We start from the raw sequence: 18,360 nt of genomic DNA, 5'->3' as shown, positions 1-18,360 counted from the left end.
CTGAGGGAACCGACCCTCAGAGCAGAAGGACCGCACCGTGACGGATCTCGCCAACCCCGCTCCCGCTCCCGCCAGCCCGGCCCCGCCAGCCCCGGCCCCGCCCCGACTCCGTCGACCCCCGCCTCGTCGACAAGAGCGTCGCTCTGGTTCGGCGCTGGCTGCGCGAGGCCTCCGCGATCCCCACCGATGCCTCCGGGGCGCAGCTTGCGGGCGTGCTGAAGGATCCGTCCGGCCTGGACTTCACCGTCGGCTTCGTCGACGGCGTCGTCCGCCCCGAGGACACCCGCGTGGCCGCGGCCGCGCTGACGGCGATCGCGGGCGGCGTGCCCGGCTTCCTGCCTGCTCCGATGCGCGCCGCGGTCACCCTCGGCGGTGTGCTGGCACCGCTCGTCCCGGACGTCGTGGTGCCGATCGCGCGCAGGGTGCTGCGGCGGATGGTCGGCCACCTCATCATCGACGCGACCGACTCGCGCCTGGGCCCGGCGATCGCAGCGATCCGCGGCCACGGCGTGCGGCTTAACCTGAACCTGCTCGGCGAGGCCGTCCTCGGCCGCGAGGAGGCCCACCGCCGCCTGGAGGGCACCCACCGCCTCCTCGCCCGCGACGACGTCGACTACGTCTCGATCAAGGTCTCCTCGAGCACCGCCCCGCACAACCCGTGGGCGTTCGACGCCGCGGTCGAGGACATCGTCGAAGAGCTCACGCCGCTGTTCGCGCGAGCCGCCGCCGCCTCGCCGCAGAAGTTCATCAACCTCGACATGGAGGAGTACAAAGACCTCGACCTCACTATCGCGGTCTTCACCCGCATCCTGGACCGGCCGGAGTTCACGGATCTCGAGGCCGGCATCGTGCTGCAGGCGTACCTGCCCGACGCGCTCTCGGCGATGATCCGCCTACAGGAGTGGAGCGCCGCCCGACGTGCCCGCGGTGGCGCCGCCATCAAGGTGCGCCTGGTCAAGGGCGCGAACCTGCCGATGGAGCAGGTCGAGGCGTCGGTGCACGGCTGGCCGCTGGCGACCTGGAGCAGCAAGCAGGACTCGGACACGAACTACAAGCGCGTGCTCGACTACGCGCTGCACCCGGAGCGGATCCGCGCCGTGCGGGTCGGCGTCGCGGGCCACAACCTCTTCGACGTCGCGTACTCGTGGCTGCTCGCCGGCACCCGCGGCGTCCGCGAGGGGATCGAGTACGAGATGCTGCTCGGCATGGCGCAGGGCCAGGCGGAGGCGGTGCGCCGCACGGTCGGCTCGCTCCTGCTCTACACGCCGGTCGTCGCGCCGGCCGAGTTCGATGTGGCGATCGCCTACCTGATCCGCCGGCTGGAGGAGGGCGCGTCGAGCCAGAACTTCATGTCCGCCGTCTTCGAGCTCGAGGCCGATCCGGCGCTGTTCGCGCGGGAGGAGGAGCGGTTCCGCGCCTCCGTCGCCGCCCTGGATGGCGCTGTGCCTCCGGCGCACCGCGTGGCCGACCGCTTCGCCGCGAGCGGCCGCCCCGGGCTGGGCGACTACCGCAGCACCCCCGACACCGACCCGTCCGTCGCCGCGAACCGTGAGTGGGCCGAGGCGATCCTCGCGCGCGTCCCCTCCTCCCGCGCCGGCGTCGACGCGATCGAGGCCGCCACGATCGGCACCCTCGGCGAGCTGGAGGCCGTGCTCTCCGGAGCGCGCACCAGCGGCTGGAGCGACGTCCCGGCCGACGAGCGCGCCCGCATCCTGCACCGCGCCGGCGACGAGCTGGAGGCGCGGCGCGCCGAGCTGCTGGAGGTGATGGCGGCCGAGGGCGGCAAGACGCTCGACCAGGGCGACCCCGAGGTCTCGGAGGCCGTGGACTTCGCCCACTACTACGCCGAGCGCGCGCTCGAACTCGACGCGGTGGACGGCGCCCGCTTCCACCCGGCCGCGCTGACGCTGGTTACTCCGCCGTGGAACTTCCCGGTCGCGATCCCGGCCGGAGGCGTGCTCGCGGCGCTGGCGGCCGGCTCGGCCGTGGTGCTCAAGCCCGCAGGTCCCACCGCGCGCTGTGGCGCCGTCGTGGCCGAGGCGCTGTGGGCGGCGGACGTGCCGCGCGAGGCGCTGCGGCTGCTCCGCCTGCCGGAGGAGGAGCTGGGGCGCGACCTGATCGCCTCGCCCGCGGTGGACCGTGTGATCCTCACCGGCGCCTACGAGACGGCCGAGCTGTTCCGCTCGTTCCGGCACGACCTCCCGTTGCTCGCCGAGACCAGCGGCAAGAACGCGATCATCGTCACCCCCTCGGCCGACCTCGACCTCGCGGTGAGGGACGTGGTGGCGAGCGCCTTCGGGCACGCCGGGCAGAAGTGCTCGGCCGCCTCGCTCGTGGTGCTGGTCGGCTCCGTCGCCCACTCGACGCGGTTCCGCGGGCAGCTGCTCGACGCGGTCTCCTCCCTCACCGTCGGCTACCCGACGGACCCTGCGACGCGGATGGGCCCGGTGATCGAGCCGGCCGAGGGCAAGCTGCTGCGCGGCCTGACGACGCTCGGCGCCGGCGAGACCTGGCTGCTGCGGCCGCGGAAGCTGGACGAGTCCGGCCGGCTGTGGAGCCCGGGCGTGCGGGAGGGCGTGCGCCGCGGCTCCGAATTCCACCGCACCGAGTACTTCGGGCCGATCCTGGGAATCATGACGGCGGCGACCCTCGACGAGGCGATCGCCCTGGTGAACGAGGTGGACTACGGGCTCACCTCGGGCCTGCACGCGCTCGACCCGGACGAGATCGGCACCTGGCTCGACGGGATTGAGGCCGGCAACCTGTACGTGAACCGCGGGATTACCGGTGCGATCGTGCAGCGCCAGCCGTTCGGCGGCTGGAAGAAGTCGGCGGTCGGGCCGGGCACGAAGGCGGGTGGGCCGGACTACCTGCTCGGGCTGGGCTCGTGGAGTTCGACGGCGGCGGAGGCGACAGCCCCGGTCGTCGGCCCGGCGGCGCGACTGCTCGCGGCGGCGCGCGCCGAGCTCTCGGAGGAGGAGTACGCCGGGGTGGAGCGCACGGCTCGCAGCTGCGCGGCGGCGTGGAGCGAGGGAGCGCCCCGCGATGTGACGGGGCTGGCGGCGGAGCGGAACGTGTTCCGGCACCTGCCCTACGACTCCGCGGTGCTGGTGCGCCTGGCCGACGGGGAGGCGCTCGGCTCGCTCGTGCGGGTGGCCGTCGCCGCGGCGACCGCTCGGGCGTCCGCGGTGGTCTCCAGCGCTGTGGTGCTGCCTCCGCGGCTCGCCGCCGCGCTCACCGAGACCGCGGGGGCCGTGGTGGTCGAGGACGACGCGGCGTGGGAGGCGCGAGTGCGCGCGCATGGCGCCGGACGGGTGCGCCTGCTGGGCGCCTCCGCCGCGACGGTCACGGCCGCGACGGACGGCCGCCCCGACCTCGCGGTCTACGCCGGCGAGGCGACCGAGGCGGGCCGCCTGGAGCTACTGCCGTTCGTCCGCGAGCAGGCCGTCTCCATCACCGCCCACCGCTTCGGCACACCCGACCACCTCACGGACGCCCTACTCTGACCCCTCCCGCGAGATGCCACTTGTGGGCGCTCCGCCCGGCGTGTCGCCCACATAAGTGGCATCTCGCGGGCGGGGAGAAGGGGGGCGGGAGGGGGCGGGGGCGGGGGAGAGGCGGGGGTGTTGTGGGCGTATGGGGAAAGAGCGACGGGGGCGCAACGGGGCATCGCGTTGTCTTGAGTTATGTTCGAGACAGGTCACCCGGCGATCACGTTCTTCGGGTGCGATCGGGAAGAGGCGCTCGCCGTTGCGGAGGCGTCCCACCGCTACCCGGTGCGCTGCCGGGTGGAGTCAGTCCCCGTCGGCCCGGTGAGTGCTGCCCTGGCGGTCGGCACGACCTGCGTCAGCGTCAGCCATGTGACCGCGGTCACCGCGGAGACGCTGCACGCCCTCGCCGCGAACGGAGTGCGCTCGCTGATCACCCGGAGCATCGGCGTCGATCACCTCGACCTTGAGGCGGCCGCCGCACTCGGCATCTCGGTCGCGAACGTCGGCTACGAGCCCGACGGAGTCGCCGACCACACAGTGATGCTGATCCTCCTCGCCCTGCGCAACACCCGACCCACCCTCGCCGCCGTCGCCCGACACGACTTCCGCGCACCGGTCGCACGGGGCCGGGAACTGCGCAGTGTCACCGTGGCGGTGATCGGCGGTGGGCGGATCGGCTGCGCCGTCGCCGAGCGGTTGCGCCCCTTCGGCTGCCGAGTCCTGATCGTCGGCGGTTCCGGCCCGGCGCCCGAGGGCACGGAGCGCGTCCCGCTCGAGCAGGCGCTGGCCGCGAGCGACGTGCTCACCCTGCACCTGCCCCTGTCCGACATGACCCACCACTTCCTCAGTGCCGAGCGGATCGCCCGCCTGCGGCCGGGCGCCCTGGTGGTCAACACCGGTCGTGGCGGCCTGATCGACACGGACGCGCTCGTCGCCGCCCTCGAGGACGGCCGGCTCGGCGGCGCCGCTCTCGACGTCGTCGAGGGCGAAGAGGGCTGCTTCTCGGTCGACCACTCCGGCCGGCCGCTCCCCCACGGCTCGCTCGAGCGCCTGATCGCGATGCCGAACGTCGTCATCACTCCGCACCTCGCCTACTTCACCACCCGCACCCTCCACCAGATCATCGAGACCACGCTCTCGCTCTGCGTGACTCACGAGAGGACCACCACCCATGTCTAAGACGACCATCGCCGTCCTGTTCGGCGGCTGCTCCGAGGAGCACGACGTCTCCGTCAAATCCGCGATCGAGATCGCCGGAGCACTGGACCCGGAAAGGTACGACGCCCTCTGGATCGGGATCACCCGCCGCGGCGAGTGGCGGCTCTGCGAGGGCCCGCGCCCCGACTGGGAGTCGCAGCACGGCCGTGCCGCGGTGATCTCCCCCGACCGCGGGACCCACGGCCTCCTGGTCGAAGACGAGGGCACCTTCCGTCGGGTCGGAGTCGATGTCGTCCTCCCCGTCCTGCACGGCACCGGAGGCGAGGACGGCTCCATCCAGGGCCTGCTCGAACTCTCCGGCCTGCCGTACGTCGGCTGTGACATCCAGGGATCGGTGGTGTGCATGGACAAGTCGCTCGCGTACACCGTCGCGGCGCAGGCCGGGATCCCCGTGCCGGCGTTCACCGTCGTGCACCCGGGGGAGCGCGTCGATGTGGACACCCTGAGCTTCCCCGTCTTCGTGAAGCCGGCGCGCTCGGGTTCGTCGTTCGGAGTCACGAAGGTCGAGTCCGCCCAGCGGCTCGACGAGGCGATCACCCTCGCCCGCCGGTACGACCAGAAGGTGCTGATCGAGGAGCAGGTGCTCGGCTCGGAGGTGGGCTGCGCCGTCCTCGGCGACGGAGACGACCTGGTCGTCGGCGAGGTGGACCAGATCCGCCTGGAGCACGGGCTCTTCCGCATCCACCAGGAGGCGGAGCCGGAGAAGGGGTCGCTCAACTCCTCCATCACCGTCCCGGCCGGCCTCCCCGAGGCGCAGCGGACGGAGATTCAGGAGCGGGCGAAGGCGCTCTACCGGGCGCTCGGCTGCCGGGGGCTGGCCCGCGTCGACCTGTTCCTGCTCGAGGACGGGCGCGTGGTCCTGAACGAGGTCAACACCCTGCCCGGGTTCACCTCGTACAGCCGGTACCCCCGGATGATGGCCGCCGCCGGCCTCAGCGTCTCCGATCTGATCGACCGCAGCGTTCAGCTGGCGATGACCCGATGAGCCCGGGGTTCGTCTACCTCGACGAGGCCGTCGACTCCGTCCTCTGGGACGCGAAGTACGCCGGCTCCGACAACTTCACCGGCGGCCCCGTCGATGGCTACGCGACCGATCGAGTCGTGACGACCGCGGCGGTGGCGGCGGCGCTGCAGGACGCTCAGGGCCGGGCCGCCGAGAGCGGACTGGCCCTGCTCGTCTGGGACGCCTACCGCCCTCAGCGCGCCGTCGACCACTTCGTCCGCTGGGCGCAGGAGCCGGAGTGCCCGCGCGTGAAGAGCATCTTCCACCCCCGCATCAGCCGCGCCGCAATGTTCGAGCAGGGCTACATCGCCTGCTCCTCGGGGCACACCCGCGGCGGCTCCCTCGATCTCACCCTCGTCGACTCCGCGAGCGGGCTGCTGCTGGACATGGGCGGTCGGCACGATCTGATGGACGAGAGTTCGCATCACGCGAGCACGGAGGTGGGCCCCGTCGCCGCGGAGAACAGGCGGATCCTCTGCGGGATCATGCTCGACAGCGGCTTCCAGCCGTATCCCCAGGAGTGGTGGCACTACACCCTTGCCGACGAGCCGTTTCCCGACCACTACTTCGACTTCCCCCTCAACTGAGTTCCTGCGCCGCTGCGATCCCGGCACGACAGCGACGGATCGAGATGCGCCGTAGGAGAAGAACGGCGGCCGTCGCCGTCTACGGTTCACCGATGCGTGTCCTGATTGTCGAAGACGAACCTTTCCTCTCTCGATCCATCAGGGATGGCCTCCGGCTCGAGGCGATCGCCTCGGATATCGCCGCCGACGGGCACCAGGCGCTCACGCTGCTGGAGACCACGGTGTACGACGTCGCCATCCTCGACCGCGACATCCCTGGCCCGTCCGGCGACGATGTCGCCCGCGCGGTGGTCGCCTCCGGTTCGGGGACGCCGATCATCATGCTCACCGCTGCCGACCGCCTCCTCGACAAGGAGAGCGGCTTCGAGATAGGGGCCGACGACTACCTCACGAAGCCCTTTGACCTCCGCGAGCTCGTCCTGCGCGTCCGCGCTCTCGCCCGCCGCCGCAGCCAGGCCCGCCCTCCGGTCTACGAGCGGGACGGACTGCGGATTGATCCGTTCCGCAGGGAGGTCTTCCTCGACGGCCGCTTCGTCGCCCTCACTCGCAAGCAGTTCGCCGTGCTCCACGTCCTCGCGGAGGCCGATGGCGGGGTCGTCAGCGCCGAGGAGCTGCTGGAGCGCGCCTGGGACGAGAACGCCGATCCGTTCACCAATGCGATCAGGATCACGATCTCGGGCCTGCGCAAGCGACTCCCCGACCCGTCGCTGATCGGCACAGTGCCCGGCTCGGGCTACCGGATCGCGCCGCGCGCCCCCGAGACCGGGCCGAGCTGACGTGGCGCCGGCCCGTCGGCCTCGCCCGATCAGCATCCGCAAGCGCCTCACGCTCAGCTACGTCCTGCTGCTCGGGCTGGCGGTCACGGGGCTGCTGGGGGCAATGTCGATCTTCCTGCTGCGCTACATCACCGACGACTACTTCGTCTCGTACTCGCGGAGCACGAACGAGCAGATCTTCGTCCCCAACCGCACCGAGCTGCTCAGCGCCTTCGTCCCGGTCGCCGCCGGGGTGATCGTGCTCCTCCTGATCGCCGGAACCGTCGGCGGCTCGCTCCTGGCCAGGAGGATGCTCGCGCCGCTGGACGAGCTCACCCGGGTCGCCCGGCTGGTCGCGTCGGACGGCTACTCACACCGGGTCGCCGACCTGCGGTCGCGGGACGAGTTCGAGGAGTTAGCCGAGGCCTTCAACGCGATGCTCGAGCAGACCGAGGCGCACGTCAGCGAGCAGGAGCGGTTCGCCGCGAACGCCTCGCACGAGCTGCGGACGCCGCTCACCATCACGAAGACGATGCTCGACGTCGCCCGGCGCGACGGCTCCCCCGACGTGGAGCACCTGCTCGCTGATCTGTCCGCCGTCACTGCCCGCTCGATCGACCTGGTCGAAGCCCTCCTCCAGTTGAGCCGAGCCGACCGGCCGATACCCGAGGCGCAGACCCTCGATCTGTCGCTGCTCGCGGAGGAGGCCCGCGACAGCGTCCTCACCCTCGCCGAGCGCGGTAGCGTCTCCCTCCAGCTCCAGGTCGAGCCGTGCTCCGCGATCGGATCCGCATCGCTGCTGCTCCAACTGATGACGAACCTGCTGCACAACGCGATCGTGCACAACGTTTCGGCGGGGTTCGTCGTGCTCCGGACGCAGCAGAGCGCGGAGGGAGCGATCGTCACCGTCGAGAACAGCGGTTCCGCGCTCGACCCCGCGACGCTGCCGACCCTGCTCGAACCGTTCGTGCGGGGCGGCACGCGCACCCGCCGCACGGACGGGGGCCACACCGGCTCCGGTCTCGGACTGGCGATCGTCTCGCGGATCGTCGCGGCCCACGGGGGGCACCTGACACTCACGGCTCGCAGCGAGGGCGGGCTCCTCGTGCGGGTCGTCCTGCCGCGCGCGTGACCAGAAGAGCCCGGCCAGGCCCCGGAAAAGCCCGGCCAGGCACCAGGTCAGCCCACGCGGGGGCTCAGAACAGGCCGCGCGGAGGCTCGACGGAAGCGAGGACGCCGGGCGCCGCGATCACGCTGAGGCGGCCAACCTCCTCCGGGGTCAGCTCGGGCAGGCGCTGAGCCAGATCGAGGAACCGCTCGATCTCGGGCTCCTCGAGCACATCGGCCGCGAGCGTGCGGAACTTCGCGACGTACTGCTCACGGCTGAACGGATGCGCCCCGAGCGGATGCGCGTCCGCCACCGCGATCTCGTCGACGATCGTCGTGCCGTTGGTCATCAGGATCTCGACGCGCGCGCCGAACGCCTTCTCGCCCGGGTCGGTGGAGTGGTAGCGGCGCGTCCACTCCGCGTCCTCCTGAGTGCTCACCCGGTGCCACAGCGCGATCGTGTCGGCGCGGGCGGCGCGCTCGGGGGCGTAGCTGTGCGTGTGGTGCCAGGCGCCGTCCTGCAGCGCCACCGTGAAGATGTACGGCACGGAGTGGTCCAGCGTCTCGCGCGAGGCGCTCGGGTCATACTTCTGCGGGTCGTTCGCACCCGAGCCGATCACGACGTGGGTGTGCTGCGAGGTGTGCAAGACGATCCGCTCCACGCGCTCCGGATCGGCGGCCTCGGGGTGCGTGCGGTGCAGGCGGCGGGCGAGGTCGATCAGCGCCTGCGCCTGGTACTCGGCCGAGTGCTCCTTCGTGTACGTGTCGAGGATCGCGCGCTTGACCTCGCCGCGATCGGGCAGCGGCACATCGTAGGTCGCCTCGGCGCCGTCGAGCAGCCAGGCGATCACGCCGTCCTCGCCCTCGTAGATCGGCGAGGGGCTGGTCTCGCCGCGCATCGCCCGGTCGACCGCCTCGATCGCCATCTTCCCGGCGAAGGCCGGCGCGTATGCCTTCCAGCTCGAGATCTCGCCCTTGCGCGACTGCCGGGTGGCGGTCGTGGTGTGCAGCGCCTGCGCGATCGCCTGCTCCGTCGTTGCGACATCGAGGCCGAGCAGCGTGCCGATCCCGGCGGCCACCGAGGGGCCCAGGTGCGCGACGTGATCAATCTTGTGCCGGTGCAGGCTGATCGCGCGGACGAGGTCGACCTGGACCTCATAGCCCGTAACGATGCCGCGCACGAGCTGTGCTCCGCCGACGGCGGCGTGCTGGGCGACGGCGATCAGCGGAGGGATGTTGTCGCCCGGATGCGAGTACTCGGCCGCGAGGAAGGTGTCGTGGTAGTCGAGCTCGCGCACGGCAACCCCGTTGGCCCAGGCCGCCCACTCCGGCGAGACGCGGCGGGCCGGATCGACGCCGAGGACGACCGAGCCCTGCCCGCCGATGGAGGCGGGGTGCGCGAGCGCCTGCGCGCGGGCGGCGACGACGGGGCGGCGCAGGAGCGACGCGGTGGCGACGGCGGCGTTGTCGATGACGCGGTTGACCACCATCTCCGCGACCTCGGCGTCGATCTCGACCGGATCGGCGGCGACCTCGGCGAGCGCGTGGGCGAGCTGCCCGCTTCGGGGAAGCTCTTCTTCGCTGCGGTGGACGCGGACGTGGTGTTCATGCACGGGCGGCTCCTTGCTCTCGCCCCCAGGCTATCGCCCGCCTCCCGGCCCGGCCGCGCGGGCAGAATGAGCGGATGTTTTCCCCCAGGCGCGTAGCGGCGTTCGACTGCGGCACCAACTCCCTCCGCCTGCTGATCGCCGATGTTGGGGGCGGCCGGCTGCGCGAGGTGCACCGCCGCACCGAACTCATCCGGCTCGGCCGCGGCGGAGGCCGGTGCCGAGCACGTCCGCTTCGTCGCCGCGTCGGCCACCCGCGACGCCGCCGATCGCGAGGACTTCCTCGCCGCCGTCGAGCGGATCCTCGGGGTCGCCCCCGAGATGATCACCGGCGAGGAGGAGGCGCGGCGAGGAGGAGGCGCGGCTCTCGTTCCGCGGGGCAGTCTCGGCCGTCGAGTCGGCCCGCCCCGTGCTCGTCCTCGGCGGCGGCTCCACCGAGCTGGTCCTCGGCGGCGCGGAGCGTCGTCGGCGTCGCCGCCTGCGACGAACTCGCCGCACTCTCCCCCGCCGAGACGGCGGCCCTGTCCTGGCTCCGCGCGGATCGCGAGGACGTGCTTGCGGCCGGCGTCCGCGCGAGCGTCGGCGGCGAGCACAGCGCGCCGACGCAGCGGCCGCCGACCGGTAGCGTCGGAGCATGAGCGATGCAGGCGAGACCAGGACGATCCAACTCCGACGCTACGAGCTGATGGACGGGGTGCTCGACGACTTCCTCGCCTGGTTCCCCACGCGGATCGTGCCGGCGCGCGAGGCCCACGGCTTCCGGATCGAGTTCGCCTACGCCGACCGCGAGGTGAACGAGTTCGTCTGGGCCGTGAGCACGGCCGGCGACGCCGACGCGTTCGCCGAGGTCGAGCGGGCCTACCTGTCGTCCCCCGAGCGCGACGCCGCCTTCGCCGGCGAGCCCCAGCGCGTCGCGGTCCAGCACGTACGGCTAGTCGAGCGGATCGTCTGACCGCTGTCAGCGACGGGCGCGCCGCACCGCCGCGAGCACTCCGCGCAGCACGAGCGTCCCGACCGCGATCAACCCGATCGCCCCGGTGAGCCGCGCCCAGACGTGCTGGTGGCGGTCGATCCCTTCGCGGTCTGCCGGCGAGGGGAGCGACGCGGGGCCAGCGTGCGCCCGGCGGCTCCCGCCTCGGCCATGTGCGCGAGCCGGCGCACCGCCTCGCGGTTGCGGAGCCACAGGCCCGCATGCATCAGCGGCTTCGGGAGGAGCGTGCCCGGCCCCTTCACGGGCGCCTCGTGCATCCGCACCTTCGCGCCGCGCGCGTGCGGCTCGACCTCGATGCGAACGCGGGCCTCGCCGAGCGGCCAGCCGGCGGCCTGGATGACCATCCGTCGCGGCGGGTCCCACTCGAGCACCGTCGTGCGGTCGTCGATCACGAGCGGCCACAGACCGAAGGAGTGGTGCAGGCGCGAGCCGACGTGCGGGAAGTCGGCGTCGACCTTCCGCATCCGGGAGGCGCCGACGACCCAGCTCGGGAACAGCCAGCCGGAGGCGAGCACCGCGAACACGGACTCGGGCGGGCAGTGGACGACGCGGGTAGTGCGGGACATCGCGGACTCCTTCGTGGGGTGGTAAGGCTGTGGCCGCTTCCAGCCTGGCAGGCCGGCGACGGCGACGGGTGCCGTGGATCGCAGCGGCCTCGGATCCGAGCGGCCTCGACGTGCAGCGGCCTCGAATCGCAGCGGCCTCGACGTGATGGCGCATCAGACCGGGCGCGCCTCGGGTGAGAGATCGGGCGACTCGCGCACCCCGAACTCGTGCCGCAGCGCACTGCGCGCAGCATGCCAACCGGCCATGCCGTGCACGCCCGGTCCGGGCGGGGTGGACGACGAGCAGAGGTACAGCCCCTTCGCCGGCGTCCGCCACGGGTCGGTCGTGGGGACCGGCCGGGAGAGCAGCTGCGCCACGCTCGCGGCTCCGGCGGCGATGTCTCCGCCCAGGTAGTTGGGGTTGTAGGCCTGCATGTCACGGGCGGTCATCGAGGAGGCGGCGAGCACCCGATCGCGGAACCCGGGGGCGAAGCGCTCGATCTGGGCGGTGATCGCCTCCTGCTGATCGGCCGGCGAGTACCGCGGGACGTGCGTGTACGTCCACAGGACGTGCCGGCCCTCGGGCGCTCGGGTCGGGTCGGCGATCGAGGGTTGGGCGACCAGAACGTAGGGGCTCCGGCTGTGCCGACCACGCTTCACGTCACGTTCGGCGGCCGCGATCTCGGCGCGGCTCCCGCCGACGTGCAGCGTGCCCGCGTGGGCGAGCTCGGGGTTCGTCCACGGCACGGGGCCATCGAGGGCAAAGTCGACCTTGGCCACGCCGTTGCCGTAGCGGAAGCGCTGCAGGGCGGCGGCGTAGGCGGCGGGCAGCCGCTCTCCCGCCATCGCGAGCAGCGCCGTCGGCGTGCCGTCGACGAGCACGGCGCGGGCCCGGGGCAGCTGCGCGAGCGAGGTCACCTCGACGCCGGTCTCGATGGTGCCCCCGTGCGCTCGCAGGTCGTCGGCGAGCGCGTCGACGATCGACTGGCTCCCGCCGATCGGAACAGGCCAGCCGCGCGCGTGCGCGTAGGCGCCGAGCGCCAGGGCCGCGGCGGCGGTCGATGGGCTGGGCATCGGGCGGATCGAGTGCGCCGCGACCCCGGAGAACATCGCCGGGGCGACGTCCTCCCGAAAACGCAGGTTCCACCCGGGGGTGCCCTGCTCGAGCACCCGCAGTCCGAAACGGATCAGCACGCTCGGGTCGGTCGGGATCCGCAGCAGCGTGTCGTTCGTGAAGCCCGCCACGCGGTCGGCCCGCTCCGCGAGCGGACCCATCAGCCCCCGCCACGCTGCTCCGTCGCGGCCCAGCGCCTCGGCCGTGCGGTCGAGGTCGCGGTAGGCGATGCCCGCGCGACCCGCGTCGAGCGGATGTGCGTAAGAGATCTCGGGGACGACCAGCTCGATGCGCCGGTCGAGCCCGAAGGCGCGGAAGAATCCGGACGCGAGCGCCATCGGGTGCACCGCCGAGCAGACGTCGTGGTGGAATCCGGGCAGCGTCAGCTCGGCCGTGCGCGCGCCCCCGCCGATCGTCTCGTTGCGCTCGAGGACCGTAACGGAGAACCCAGCCCGCGCGAGCGTGACCGCGGCGGCGAGGCCATTCGGTCCCGCTCCGACGACGACGGCGTCGACCACGGTCACCTCCTCCGCAGGGTGGAGAGAACACCCACGGCTCCGGCGGCGACGGCCGCGGCGGCCCCTGCGTAGCTGAGGGCTCGGTGGCGGATCATCCAGATCTGCGGGGTCATCGTGTGCGCGCGATCGCTGAAGAGGCCGCGCGCGCCGTGATCGCCGGCGACCGGCTCGTAGACATTGTTCGGCAGCATCGGCTCGGTCGTGTCCGGCGCCTGCTGGCCGTCGAACGCACTGCGGGCGAGGTACCAGTCCATGAAGCGGCCGGCAAAGCGGTCGCCGAGGATCGTCCCTGCGGTCGGCTCACCCACCCAGGTGCGGCGGCGCGGCCTATCGGCCACGTCGGCGATCGCGATCGCGCCCACCTCCGGCTCGTAGATCGGCGGCACCGGCTGCGGGTGGTGCGGCAGCTGCGACTTCACCCAGGTGAACTGGATGGTATTGAGCGCCGGCATGTCGACCTCGGACAGCCGCACGCGGCTCCGGGCGTGCAGCAGCTCGGCGGTGACGGCCTCGGTGAAGCCGCGCGCGCCAAATTTCGAGGCGCAGTACGCCGCCTGCAACGGGATGCCCCGGTGCGCGAGCGCGGAGCCCACCTGGATGACGTGCCCGCGGTCGCGCGGAGTCATCCGTGAGAGCGCCGCGCGCGTGCCGTTGACGAAGCCGAAGAAGTTCACGCCCACCGCGCGCTCGAAGTCGGCCGGCTCGGTCGAGAGGAACTCGCCGAACACGCCGACCATCGCGTCGTTGACCCACAGCTCGATGGGACCGAGTTCGGCCTCGACCCGGTCGGCAGCGGACTCGACGGCCTCGCGGTCGGCCACGTCCGTCGGGATGCCCAGCCCGCGCGAGCCCTTCTGCTCGATCTCGGCGACCGTGGCCGAAAGTCCGTCCTCTCCGCGCGCCAGCACCGCCACGTCCCAGCCGCGGGAGGCCAGCTCCCGGACCGTCGCGCGCCCCAACCCGGCTGTGCCCCGGTGACGACGGCGACTCCGCGGCTCATTCGCGGGCCTCGCGGACGTGAGCCTCGCGAGCAGGGGACTCGGTGCGGGGGTGCTGTGTCATGGTGCGGGCTCCTTCGTGAGGGCGCGGGATGCGTCGGGAGTCCTCACGCTAAGCGCGAGCGCCGCCGCGGCGCGCGGGGTTGCGCGGTATCGGTGGAGAACTCGGAAGATCCCCGCCTGGGGAGGAGAACCGCTCTCGCCACTCACGGCCATCCCCCAGAGAGCGCGGCCAGACTGACGCCCGCCCGAGCACCCCCGACCGGATCGACGCATGACCATTCTCCTCGACCTGAGCCTCGTCTCCGGTGTCCTCGTCGTCTCCGTCTACCTGCTCGCCGTCACCGCACTGCTGCTCCTGCTCACGGTCCACATCCGCTCCCGAGGCTCCGGCCGCACCCGCCGCGGCGTGGTCGCCGTCGCGACCCTGCTCCTGGGCCTTCTCGGCGGCATGGCCCTGGCCGCCCTCGTCGGCGGATCCGAGGGCCCTTCGGCGTCGACTTCACCCCGATCACCCGCCTCTGGATCGGTCTCGGAGTCGGCGGCATCGCCGTCGCCCTGGTCGTGCTCGTGCACGCCGTCCGCCGTCGGCGCGTCCGGGGCGTGCTCGCCTCCCTCGGCGTCGTGGTGCTGGTGGTCGCGACCGCCGCGATGAGCATCAACATCGACTTCGGCCAGTACCCGACGGTCCGTAGCGCGCTCGGGATCAGCGCCTACTCCGACTCCGGCGTCCCCGACGTCGTCCCGAGCGGCCCGCACGCCGAGCTGGCGACCTGGATCGCACCCCCCGGGATGCCCGCCGAGGGCTCGGTCTCAAACGTCACGATCCCCGCCACCGCCTCCGGATTCCCCGCCCGCGACGCCGTGGTCTACCTCCCGCCCGCGGCCCGCACCGCGGTCCCGCCGCTGCTGCCGGTGATGGTGATGCTCTCGGGCCAGCCCGGCTCCCCTCCGACCCGCTCTCGACCGAGAAGCTCCAGCAGGCCCTCAACGCCTACGCCGCCGCGCACGCCGGCCTCGCGCCGATCGTCGTCTCACCCGACCAGTTGGGCGATCCGAACACGAACACGATGTGCATCGACTCGCCGATGGGAAAGTCGGCCACCTACCTCACCGTCGACGTCCCGAAGTGGATCCGCGCCAACCTCCCGGTCCTCGGCGACGCACAGCACTGGGCTATCGGCGGTCTCTCGCAGGGTGGAACCTGCGCGATCCAGCTCGGCGCAGGCTTCCCGGCACTGTTCGGCAACATCATCGACGCCTCGGGCGAGCTCGCACCGACGCTCGGCAGCGAGGCCGCCACCATCGCGCAGGGCTTCGGCGGCGACGCGGCCGCTTACAAGGCCGCGACACCCATCAGCCTCCTCGCGAAGAACGCGCCCTACACCGGCACTGTCGCGATCTTCGGGGTCGGCGCCAACGACGCCTCCTTCCTCCCCGGAGCGAAGACCCTCCACGCGGCGGCAGTCGCGGCCGGGATGGACGCCACCTACGTCGAGATACCCGGCAGCGCCCACGACGTCACGGCGTGGTCGGCCACGTTCGACAAGGGCCTCCAGGTTCTGGCCGACCGCTGGAAGCTCGTCCCGCCGCCTGACCCGGGCCGAGCGCTCAGGCCGCCGCCGGATCGAGGAGCTGCTCGACCCGCTGCAGGCCGAGGCGGCGCACAACGTCAGCTGAGAGGCCTCCTCATCCACCATCGTGGATGACAGGCACTCTCAGCTGACGTTGCGTCGTCCTCCCAGCGGATCAGCCCCGCGGACGCCGCGTGGACCACAGCGCCCACACCACCAGCAGCGGCTGGAACACCAGGCGAACGGCGCGCTTGCGGTCAGTGTCGAGGCCGAAGGCGCTCGTGTGGGTCCGCCACTGCGAGATGTTGCCGGGGAAGATCGCGGTGAAGAAGGCGGCGGCCGCGGCTCCGACCAGCGGCGCCCGGCGGCGCGCGAGCACCAGCGCGGCGCCCAGCCCGATCTCGACCACGCCCGAGGCGAGCACGACCGCGTCCTTGTCCAGCGGCACCCACTCCGGCACCTGCGCCTGGAACTCCTGCCGCTTGCGGGTGAGATGGTTCACCCCCGCGAAGACCAGGATGGAGCCCAGGAGCACCTTGGCGCCGGCACGGAGCAGGGACGAAGAAAAGGTTCGCATACGCTCCATCGTTCCGGATGCGGGCCGTCGACGACACACGGCGCGGCGGGAGCGCACGAACGTGCCAGTGTCGGAGGCGGCGCCTAGTCTGATCGGGTGACTGACCGCATCCTCGTCCTCACCACCGGTGGCACCGTCGACAAGGAGTACTCGCTCGCGGGCGAACTCGAGATCGGCGCGCCGATGGTGCCGCGCCTGCTCGCACCGGTGCTGACCACGCTCGAGTTCCGCATCGAGGAGGTCCTCGCCAAAGACAGCCTCGAGCTCGACGAGGCCGACCGGGCGCTGATTCACTAGCGCGTCCTCGCGGCCGAGGAGGACCGGATCATCCTCACCCACGGCACCGACACGATGACCGCGACGGCCGAGGCGCTCGGCGTGGTCCGCGACCGCGTGGTGGTGCTCACCGGCGCGATGCAGCCCGCGCGGATGGCCGACAGCGATGCGGCGTTCAACCTCGGCACCGCGGTCGCCGCCGTGCAGCTGCTGCCGCCCGGCGTCTACCTCGCGATGAGCGGGCGGGTGCTGCCGGCCGGCTCCGTCGTGAAGGACCGGTCGATCGGCGTGTTCCTCCCCGCCTAAGCGGCTCGTCCGGCGAGCCGTCACCTCAGGTCTCGGCGAGTTCCGCCGTGCAGGCCGCACAGAGTCCGAACACGTCCACGACGTGGCGCGCATCCGTGAACCCGTTCTGCGAGGCGACCGAGTGCGCCCAGGTCTCGACCTCATCGGCTGCGATCTCGACCGTCAGCCCGCAGCGGCGGCAGATCAGGTGGTGGTGGTGCGTGCCCGGAGTGCAGGCGCGGTAGAGGCTCGCACCCTCGGGCGACTGGAGCGAGTCGGCCTCGCCCTCGACGGCCAAATCGGACAGGGCGCGGTAGACGGTCGCGAGCCGATCGGCGAGCCGGAAGCGTGCAGCGCGCTATGCAGGCCCTGGGCGCTGACGAAGTCCTCGCGGCGCCGAGCGCCTCGCGCACCGCCTCGCGCTGCCACGTATTGCGCTTGACCACGGGCCCACCCCCACTCCTCACGACCCGCGCCACGCTACCGCCCTCGCCCACCACGGCCCGGGAGCGACGCACGCCCTTGCGCCCGACGATCCGGCAGACGGCATAGATCGCAAACGAGATCGTCGTCACGTAGGGGCTGATCGGGATTGATCCGCCCAGCGCGAGCAGGATGCCGCCACCAGCGCACCCACCGCGAAGAGCACGCTCAGCAGCGGCACCACGACGGCGACGCGGAGAGGCGCAGGGCCGCGGCGGCGGGCGTCACCAGGATCGCCAGCACCAGCAGCGAGCCGACGATCTGCACCGAAACGGCGACGCGAGGCCGAGGAGCAGCATGAACGTGATCGAGAGCGCCGCGTCGGGATGCCGCGGGCGGCCGCCACATCGGCATCGACGCTCGCGAAGGTGAGCGGGCGCCAGATCAGCGCGAGCCCGACGAGGACCACCGCCGAGATGCCGATCAGCCAACCGAGCTGCGGATCGTCGACCGCGACGATCTGCCCGGTAAGCAGGCCGAACTTGTTCGCGCTCCGGCCCGGGTACAGCGCCAGGCAGAGAATGCCGAGGCCGAGACCGAACGGCATCATGACGGCGATGATCGAGTTGCGGTCGCGGGCGCGCGAGCCGAGCACGCCGATCAGGACGGCCGCGATCAGCGAGCCGACGATGACCCCTCGACCACGCCCCCAGCAGCGCCCGCGGAGGCGCCCGCGGAACGAGAGCTCGCTGATGCCGTGCACCGCGACGCCATGTCTCGGGACATCACGAAGACGCCGACCACTCCGAGCACGCCCCCCGCCGATCACCGAGTTCATCAGCAGCGCGAGTAGCGCCCCGTATCCGAGAAGTCGACGATCTGCGACCAGACATCGGTCACGAGTGCGCCTCCTCGTGCACATGCGAATGGTCGGGAGCGCCGACCACAATGACGCGCCCCGCGCGCGGATCACGTCGACCGGCGCGGCGTAGAGCTCGCTGAGCACTTCCGAGCGCAGCACCTCGTCGGGCGTGCCGATGCGGAACCGGCCGCCCGCGAGGTAGAGCCCCGGTCCACCATGCCGAGCACCGGATTCACGTCGTGCGTGACGAAGAGGACGCCGAGGTTGCGCTCGCGGCGGTGCCGGTCGATCAGCTCGCTGACCGCCCGCTGGTGCGCGAGGTCAAGCGCGATCAGTGGCTCGTCGCAGAGCAGGAGCGCCGGATCGCCCGCGAGCGCCTGGCCGACGCGAACGCGCTGCTGCTCTCCTCCGGACAGGCTGCCGATGGGG

17 protein-coding genes and 4 pseudogenes are annotated in these 18,360 nt (G+C 72.3%); 13 read left to right on the top strand and 8 right to left on the bottom strand.

Features of this window, described 5'->3' with window-relative positions; genetic code table 11:
* Nucleotides 1-44: 44 nt before the first annotated feature.
* The 6 genes from C1O28_RS00090 to C1O28_RS00065 all read left to right on the top strand — a co-directional run bounded on the left by C1O28_RS00090 (nt 45) and on the right by C1O28_RS00065 (nt 8,186).
* Entirely contained in the window at nt 45-3,506 is a 3,462-nt protein-coding gene (locus C1O28_RS00090) for a bifunctional proline dehydrogenase/L-glutamate gamma-semialdehyde dehydrogenase (protein ID WP_127821378.1), read from the top strand.
* Between the two features lie 180 nt (nt 3,507-3,686).
* A complete protein-coding gene (locus C1O28_RS00085; RefSeq protein WP_097166125.1) occupies nt 3,687-4,670 on the top strand; it encodes an NAD(P)-dependent oxidoreductase in 984 nt (327 codons plus the stop codon).
* Complete coding sequence (gene vanA / locus C1O28_RS00080) at nt 4,663-5,694, top strand: D-alanine--(R)-lactate ligase (protein ID WP_097166124.1); 1,032 nt, start codon at nt 4,663-4,665, stop codon at nt 5,692-5,694. Before C1O28_RS00085 ends, vanA begins: the two co-directional genes overlap by 8 nt.
* Nucleotides 5,691-6,299: a M15 family metallopeptidase gene (locus C1O28_RS00075; protein WP_097166123.1), complete on the top strand. Its 609-nt coding sequence runs from the start codon at nt 5,691-5,693 to the stop codon at nt 6,297-6,299. Before vanA ends, C1O28_RS00075 begins: the two co-directional genes overlap by 4 nt.
* Nucleotides 6,300-6,391: 92 nt before the next feature.
* Nucleotides 6,392-7,075, top strand: a complete 684-nt coding sequence (locus tag C1O28_RS00070) for a response regulator transcription factor (RefSeq protein WP_097166122.1) — start codon at nt 6,392-6,394, stop codon at nt 7,073-7,075.
* A gap of 1 nt (nt 7,076) precedes the next feature.
* A complete protein-coding gene (locus C1O28_RS00065; protein ID WP_243392041.1) occupies nt 7,077-8,186 on the top strand; it encodes a sensor histidine kinase in 1,110 nt (369 codons plus the stop codon).
* A 64-nt stretch (nt 8,187-8,250) separates the two neighbouring features.
* On the opposite strand, the gene C1O28_RS00060 is transcribed toward C1O28_RS00065, so the two are convergent.
* The gene (locus C1O28_RS00060) at nt 8,251-9,774 is read right to left on the bottom strand and encodes an MmgE/PrpD family protein (protein ID WP_097166121.1); all 1,524 of its coding nucleotides are present in this window, start codon (nt 9,772-9,774) and stop codon (nt 8,251-8,253) included.
* Nucleotides 9,775-9,912: 138 nt separating this feature from the next.
* Between C1O28_RS00060 and C1O28_RS15990 the strand changes: the two are divergent.
* From C1O28_RS15990 to C1O28_RS00050, 3 genes and pseudogenes are all read left to right on the top strand, one after another.
* Nucleotides 9,913-10,062: pseudogene (locus C1O28_RS15990) on the top strand (exopolyphosphatase); the annotation flags it as partial.
* 115 nt (nt 10,063-10,177) lie between these two features.
* Entirely contained in the window at nt 10,178-10,393 is a 216-nt protein-coding gene (locus C1O28_RS15985; RefSeq protein ID WP_419866663.1) for a hypothetical protein, read from the top strand.
* Nucleotides 10,394-10,402: 9 nt separating this feature from the next.
* Complete coding sequence (locus C1O28_RS00050) at nt 10,403-10,720, top strand: NIPSNAP family protein (protein WP_097166120.1); 318 nt, start codon at nt 10,403-10,405, stop codon at nt 10,718-10,720.
* A gap of 68 nt (nt 10,721-10,788) precedes the next feature.
* Here C1O28_RS00050 and C1O28_RS00045 read toward each other — a convergent pair whose 3' ends face one another.
* From C1O28_RS00045 to C1O28_RS00035, 3 genes are all read right to left on the bottom strand, one after another.
* Nucleotides 10,789-11,325, bottom strand: a complete 537-nt coding sequence (locus C1O28_RS00045) for an SRPBCC family protein (RefSeq protein ID WP_127821377.1) — start codon at nt 11,323-11,325, stop codon at nt 10,789-10,791.
* Nucleotides 11,326-11,478: 153 nt separating this feature from the next.
* Entirely contained in the window at nt 11,479-12,936 is a 1,458-nt protein-coding gene (locus tag C1O28_RS00040; RefSeq protein WP_419866662.1) for a phytoene desaturase family protein, read from the bottom strand.
* 2 nt (nt 12,937-12,938) lie between these two features.
* A complete protein-coding gene (locus C1O28_RS00035) occupies nt 12,939-13,895 on the bottom strand; it encodes an SDR family oxidoreductase (RefSeq protein ID WP_244210503.1) in 957 nt (318 codons plus the stop codon).
* Between the two features lie 313 nt (nt 13,896-14,208).
* Here C1O28_RS00035 and C1O28_RS00030 point away from each other — a divergent pair, with 313 nt between their 5' ends.
* Together C1O28_RS00030 and C1O28_RS00025 are read left to right on the top strand one after the other, a co-directional pair.
* Nucleotides 14,209-14,589, top strand: a complete 381-nt coding sequence (locus C1O28_RS00030) for a hypothetical protein (RefSeq protein ID WP_127821376.1) — start codon at nt 14,209-14,211, stop codon at nt 14,587-14,589.
* Between the two features lie 415 nt (nt 14,590-15,004).
* Nucleotides 15,005-15,643: an alpha/beta hydrolase-fold protein gene (locus tag C1O28_RS00025; RefSeq protein ID WP_127821375.1), complete on the top strand. Its 639-nt coding sequence runs from the start codon at nt 15,005-15,007 to the stop codon at nt 15,641-15,643.
* A 40-nt stretch (nt 15,644-15,683) separates the two neighbouring features.
* On the opposite strand, the gene C1O28_RS00020 is transcribed toward C1O28_RS00025, so the two are convergent.
* Complete coding sequence (locus C1O28_RS00020; RefSeq protein ID WP_097166115.1) at nt 15,684-16,085, bottom strand: DoxX family protein; 402 nt, start codon at nt 16,083-16,085, stop codon at nt 15,684-15,686.
* A 96-nt stretch (nt 16,086-16,181) separates the two neighbouring features.
* Here C1O28_RS00020 and C1O28_RS15470 point away from each other — a divergent pair, with 96 nt between their 5' ends.
* Both C1O28_RS15470 and C1O28_RS15465 read left to right on the top strand, forming a co-directional pair.
* Nucleotides 16,182-16,382, top strand: coding sequence for a hypothetical protein (locus C1O28_RS15470; protein ID WP_237398165.1), 201 nt, complete (start codon nt 16,182-16,184; stop codon nt 16,380-16,382).
* A gap of 27 nt (nt 16,383-16,409) precedes the next feature.
* On the top strand, nt 16,410-16,667 hold the full coding sequence (locus C1O28_RS15465) for an asparaginase domain-containing protein (RefSeq protein ID WP_337189913.1): 258 nt from the start codon (nt 16,410-16,412) through the stop codon (nt 16,665-16,667).
* A 25-nt stretch (nt 16,668-16,692) separates the two neighbouring features.
* Here the strand turns inward: C1O28_RS15465 and C1O28_RS14945 are convergent.
* The 3 pseudogenes from C1O28_RS14945 to C1O28_RS00005 all read right to left on the bottom strand — a co-directional run.
* A pseudogene (locus C1O28_RS14945) lies at nt 16,693-17,092 on the bottom strand (Fur family transcriptional regulator).
* A gap of 36 nt (nt 17,093-17,128) precedes the next feature.
* Nucleotides 17,129-17,969: pseudogene (locus C1O28_RS00010) on the bottom strand (metal ABC transporter permease); the annotation flags it as partial.
* Nucleotides 17,966-18,360 (bottom strand): annotated as a pseudogene (locus tag C1O28_RS00005) (ATP-binding cassette domain-containing protein); the annotation flags it as partial. The pseudogenes C1O28_RS00010 and C1O28_RS00005, both read right to left, overlap by 4 nt.

This window comes from Rathayibacter rathayi, assembly GCF_004011095.1.
Classification (GTDB): Bacteria; Actinomycetota; Actinomycetes; order Actinomycetales; family Microbacteriaceae; genus Rathayibacter; species Rathayibacter rathayi.
The sequence above is the reverse complement of the archived record's forward strand: the minus strand, read 5'-3'. Positions and strand labels throughout refer to the sequence as shown.

Coding starts and splice junctions, on each gene's coding strand:
- vanA (WP_097166124.1), top strand. CDS start 4,663: ATGTCTAAGACGACCATCGCCGTCCTGTTCGGCGGCTGCTCCGAGGAG.
- C1O28_RS00025 (WP_127821375.1), top strand. CDS start 15,005: ATGTGCATCGACTCGCCGATGGGAAAGTCGGCCACCTACCTCACCGTC.
- C1O28_RS00045 (WP_127821377.1), bottom strand. CDS start 11,325: ATGTCCCGCACTACCCGCGTCGTCCACTGCCCGCCCGAGTCCGTGTTC.
- C1O28_RS00030 (WP_127821376.1), top strand. CDS start 14,209: ATGACCATTCTCCTCGACCTGAGCCTCGTCTCCGGTGTCCTCGTCGTC.
- C1O28_RS00020 (WP_097166115.1), bottom strand. CDS start 16,085: ATGCGAACCTTTTCTTCGTCCCTGCTCCGTGCCGGCGCCAAGGTGCTC.
- C1O28_RS00050 (WP_097166120.1), top strand. CDS start 10,403: ATGAGCGATGCAGGCGAGACCAGGACGATCCAACTCCGACGCTACGAG.
- C1O28_RS00075 (WP_097166123.1), top strand. CDS start 5,691: ATGAGCCCGGGGTTCGTCTACCTCGACGAGGCCGTCGACTCCGTCCTC.
- C1O28_RS00070 (WP_097166122.1), top strand. CDS start 6,392: ATGCGTGTCCTGATTGTCGAAGACGAACCTTTCCTCTCTCGATCCATC.
- C1O28_RS00085 (WP_097166125.1), top strand. CDS start 3,687: ATGTTCGAGACAGGTCACCCGGCGATCACGTTCTTCGGGTGCGATCGG.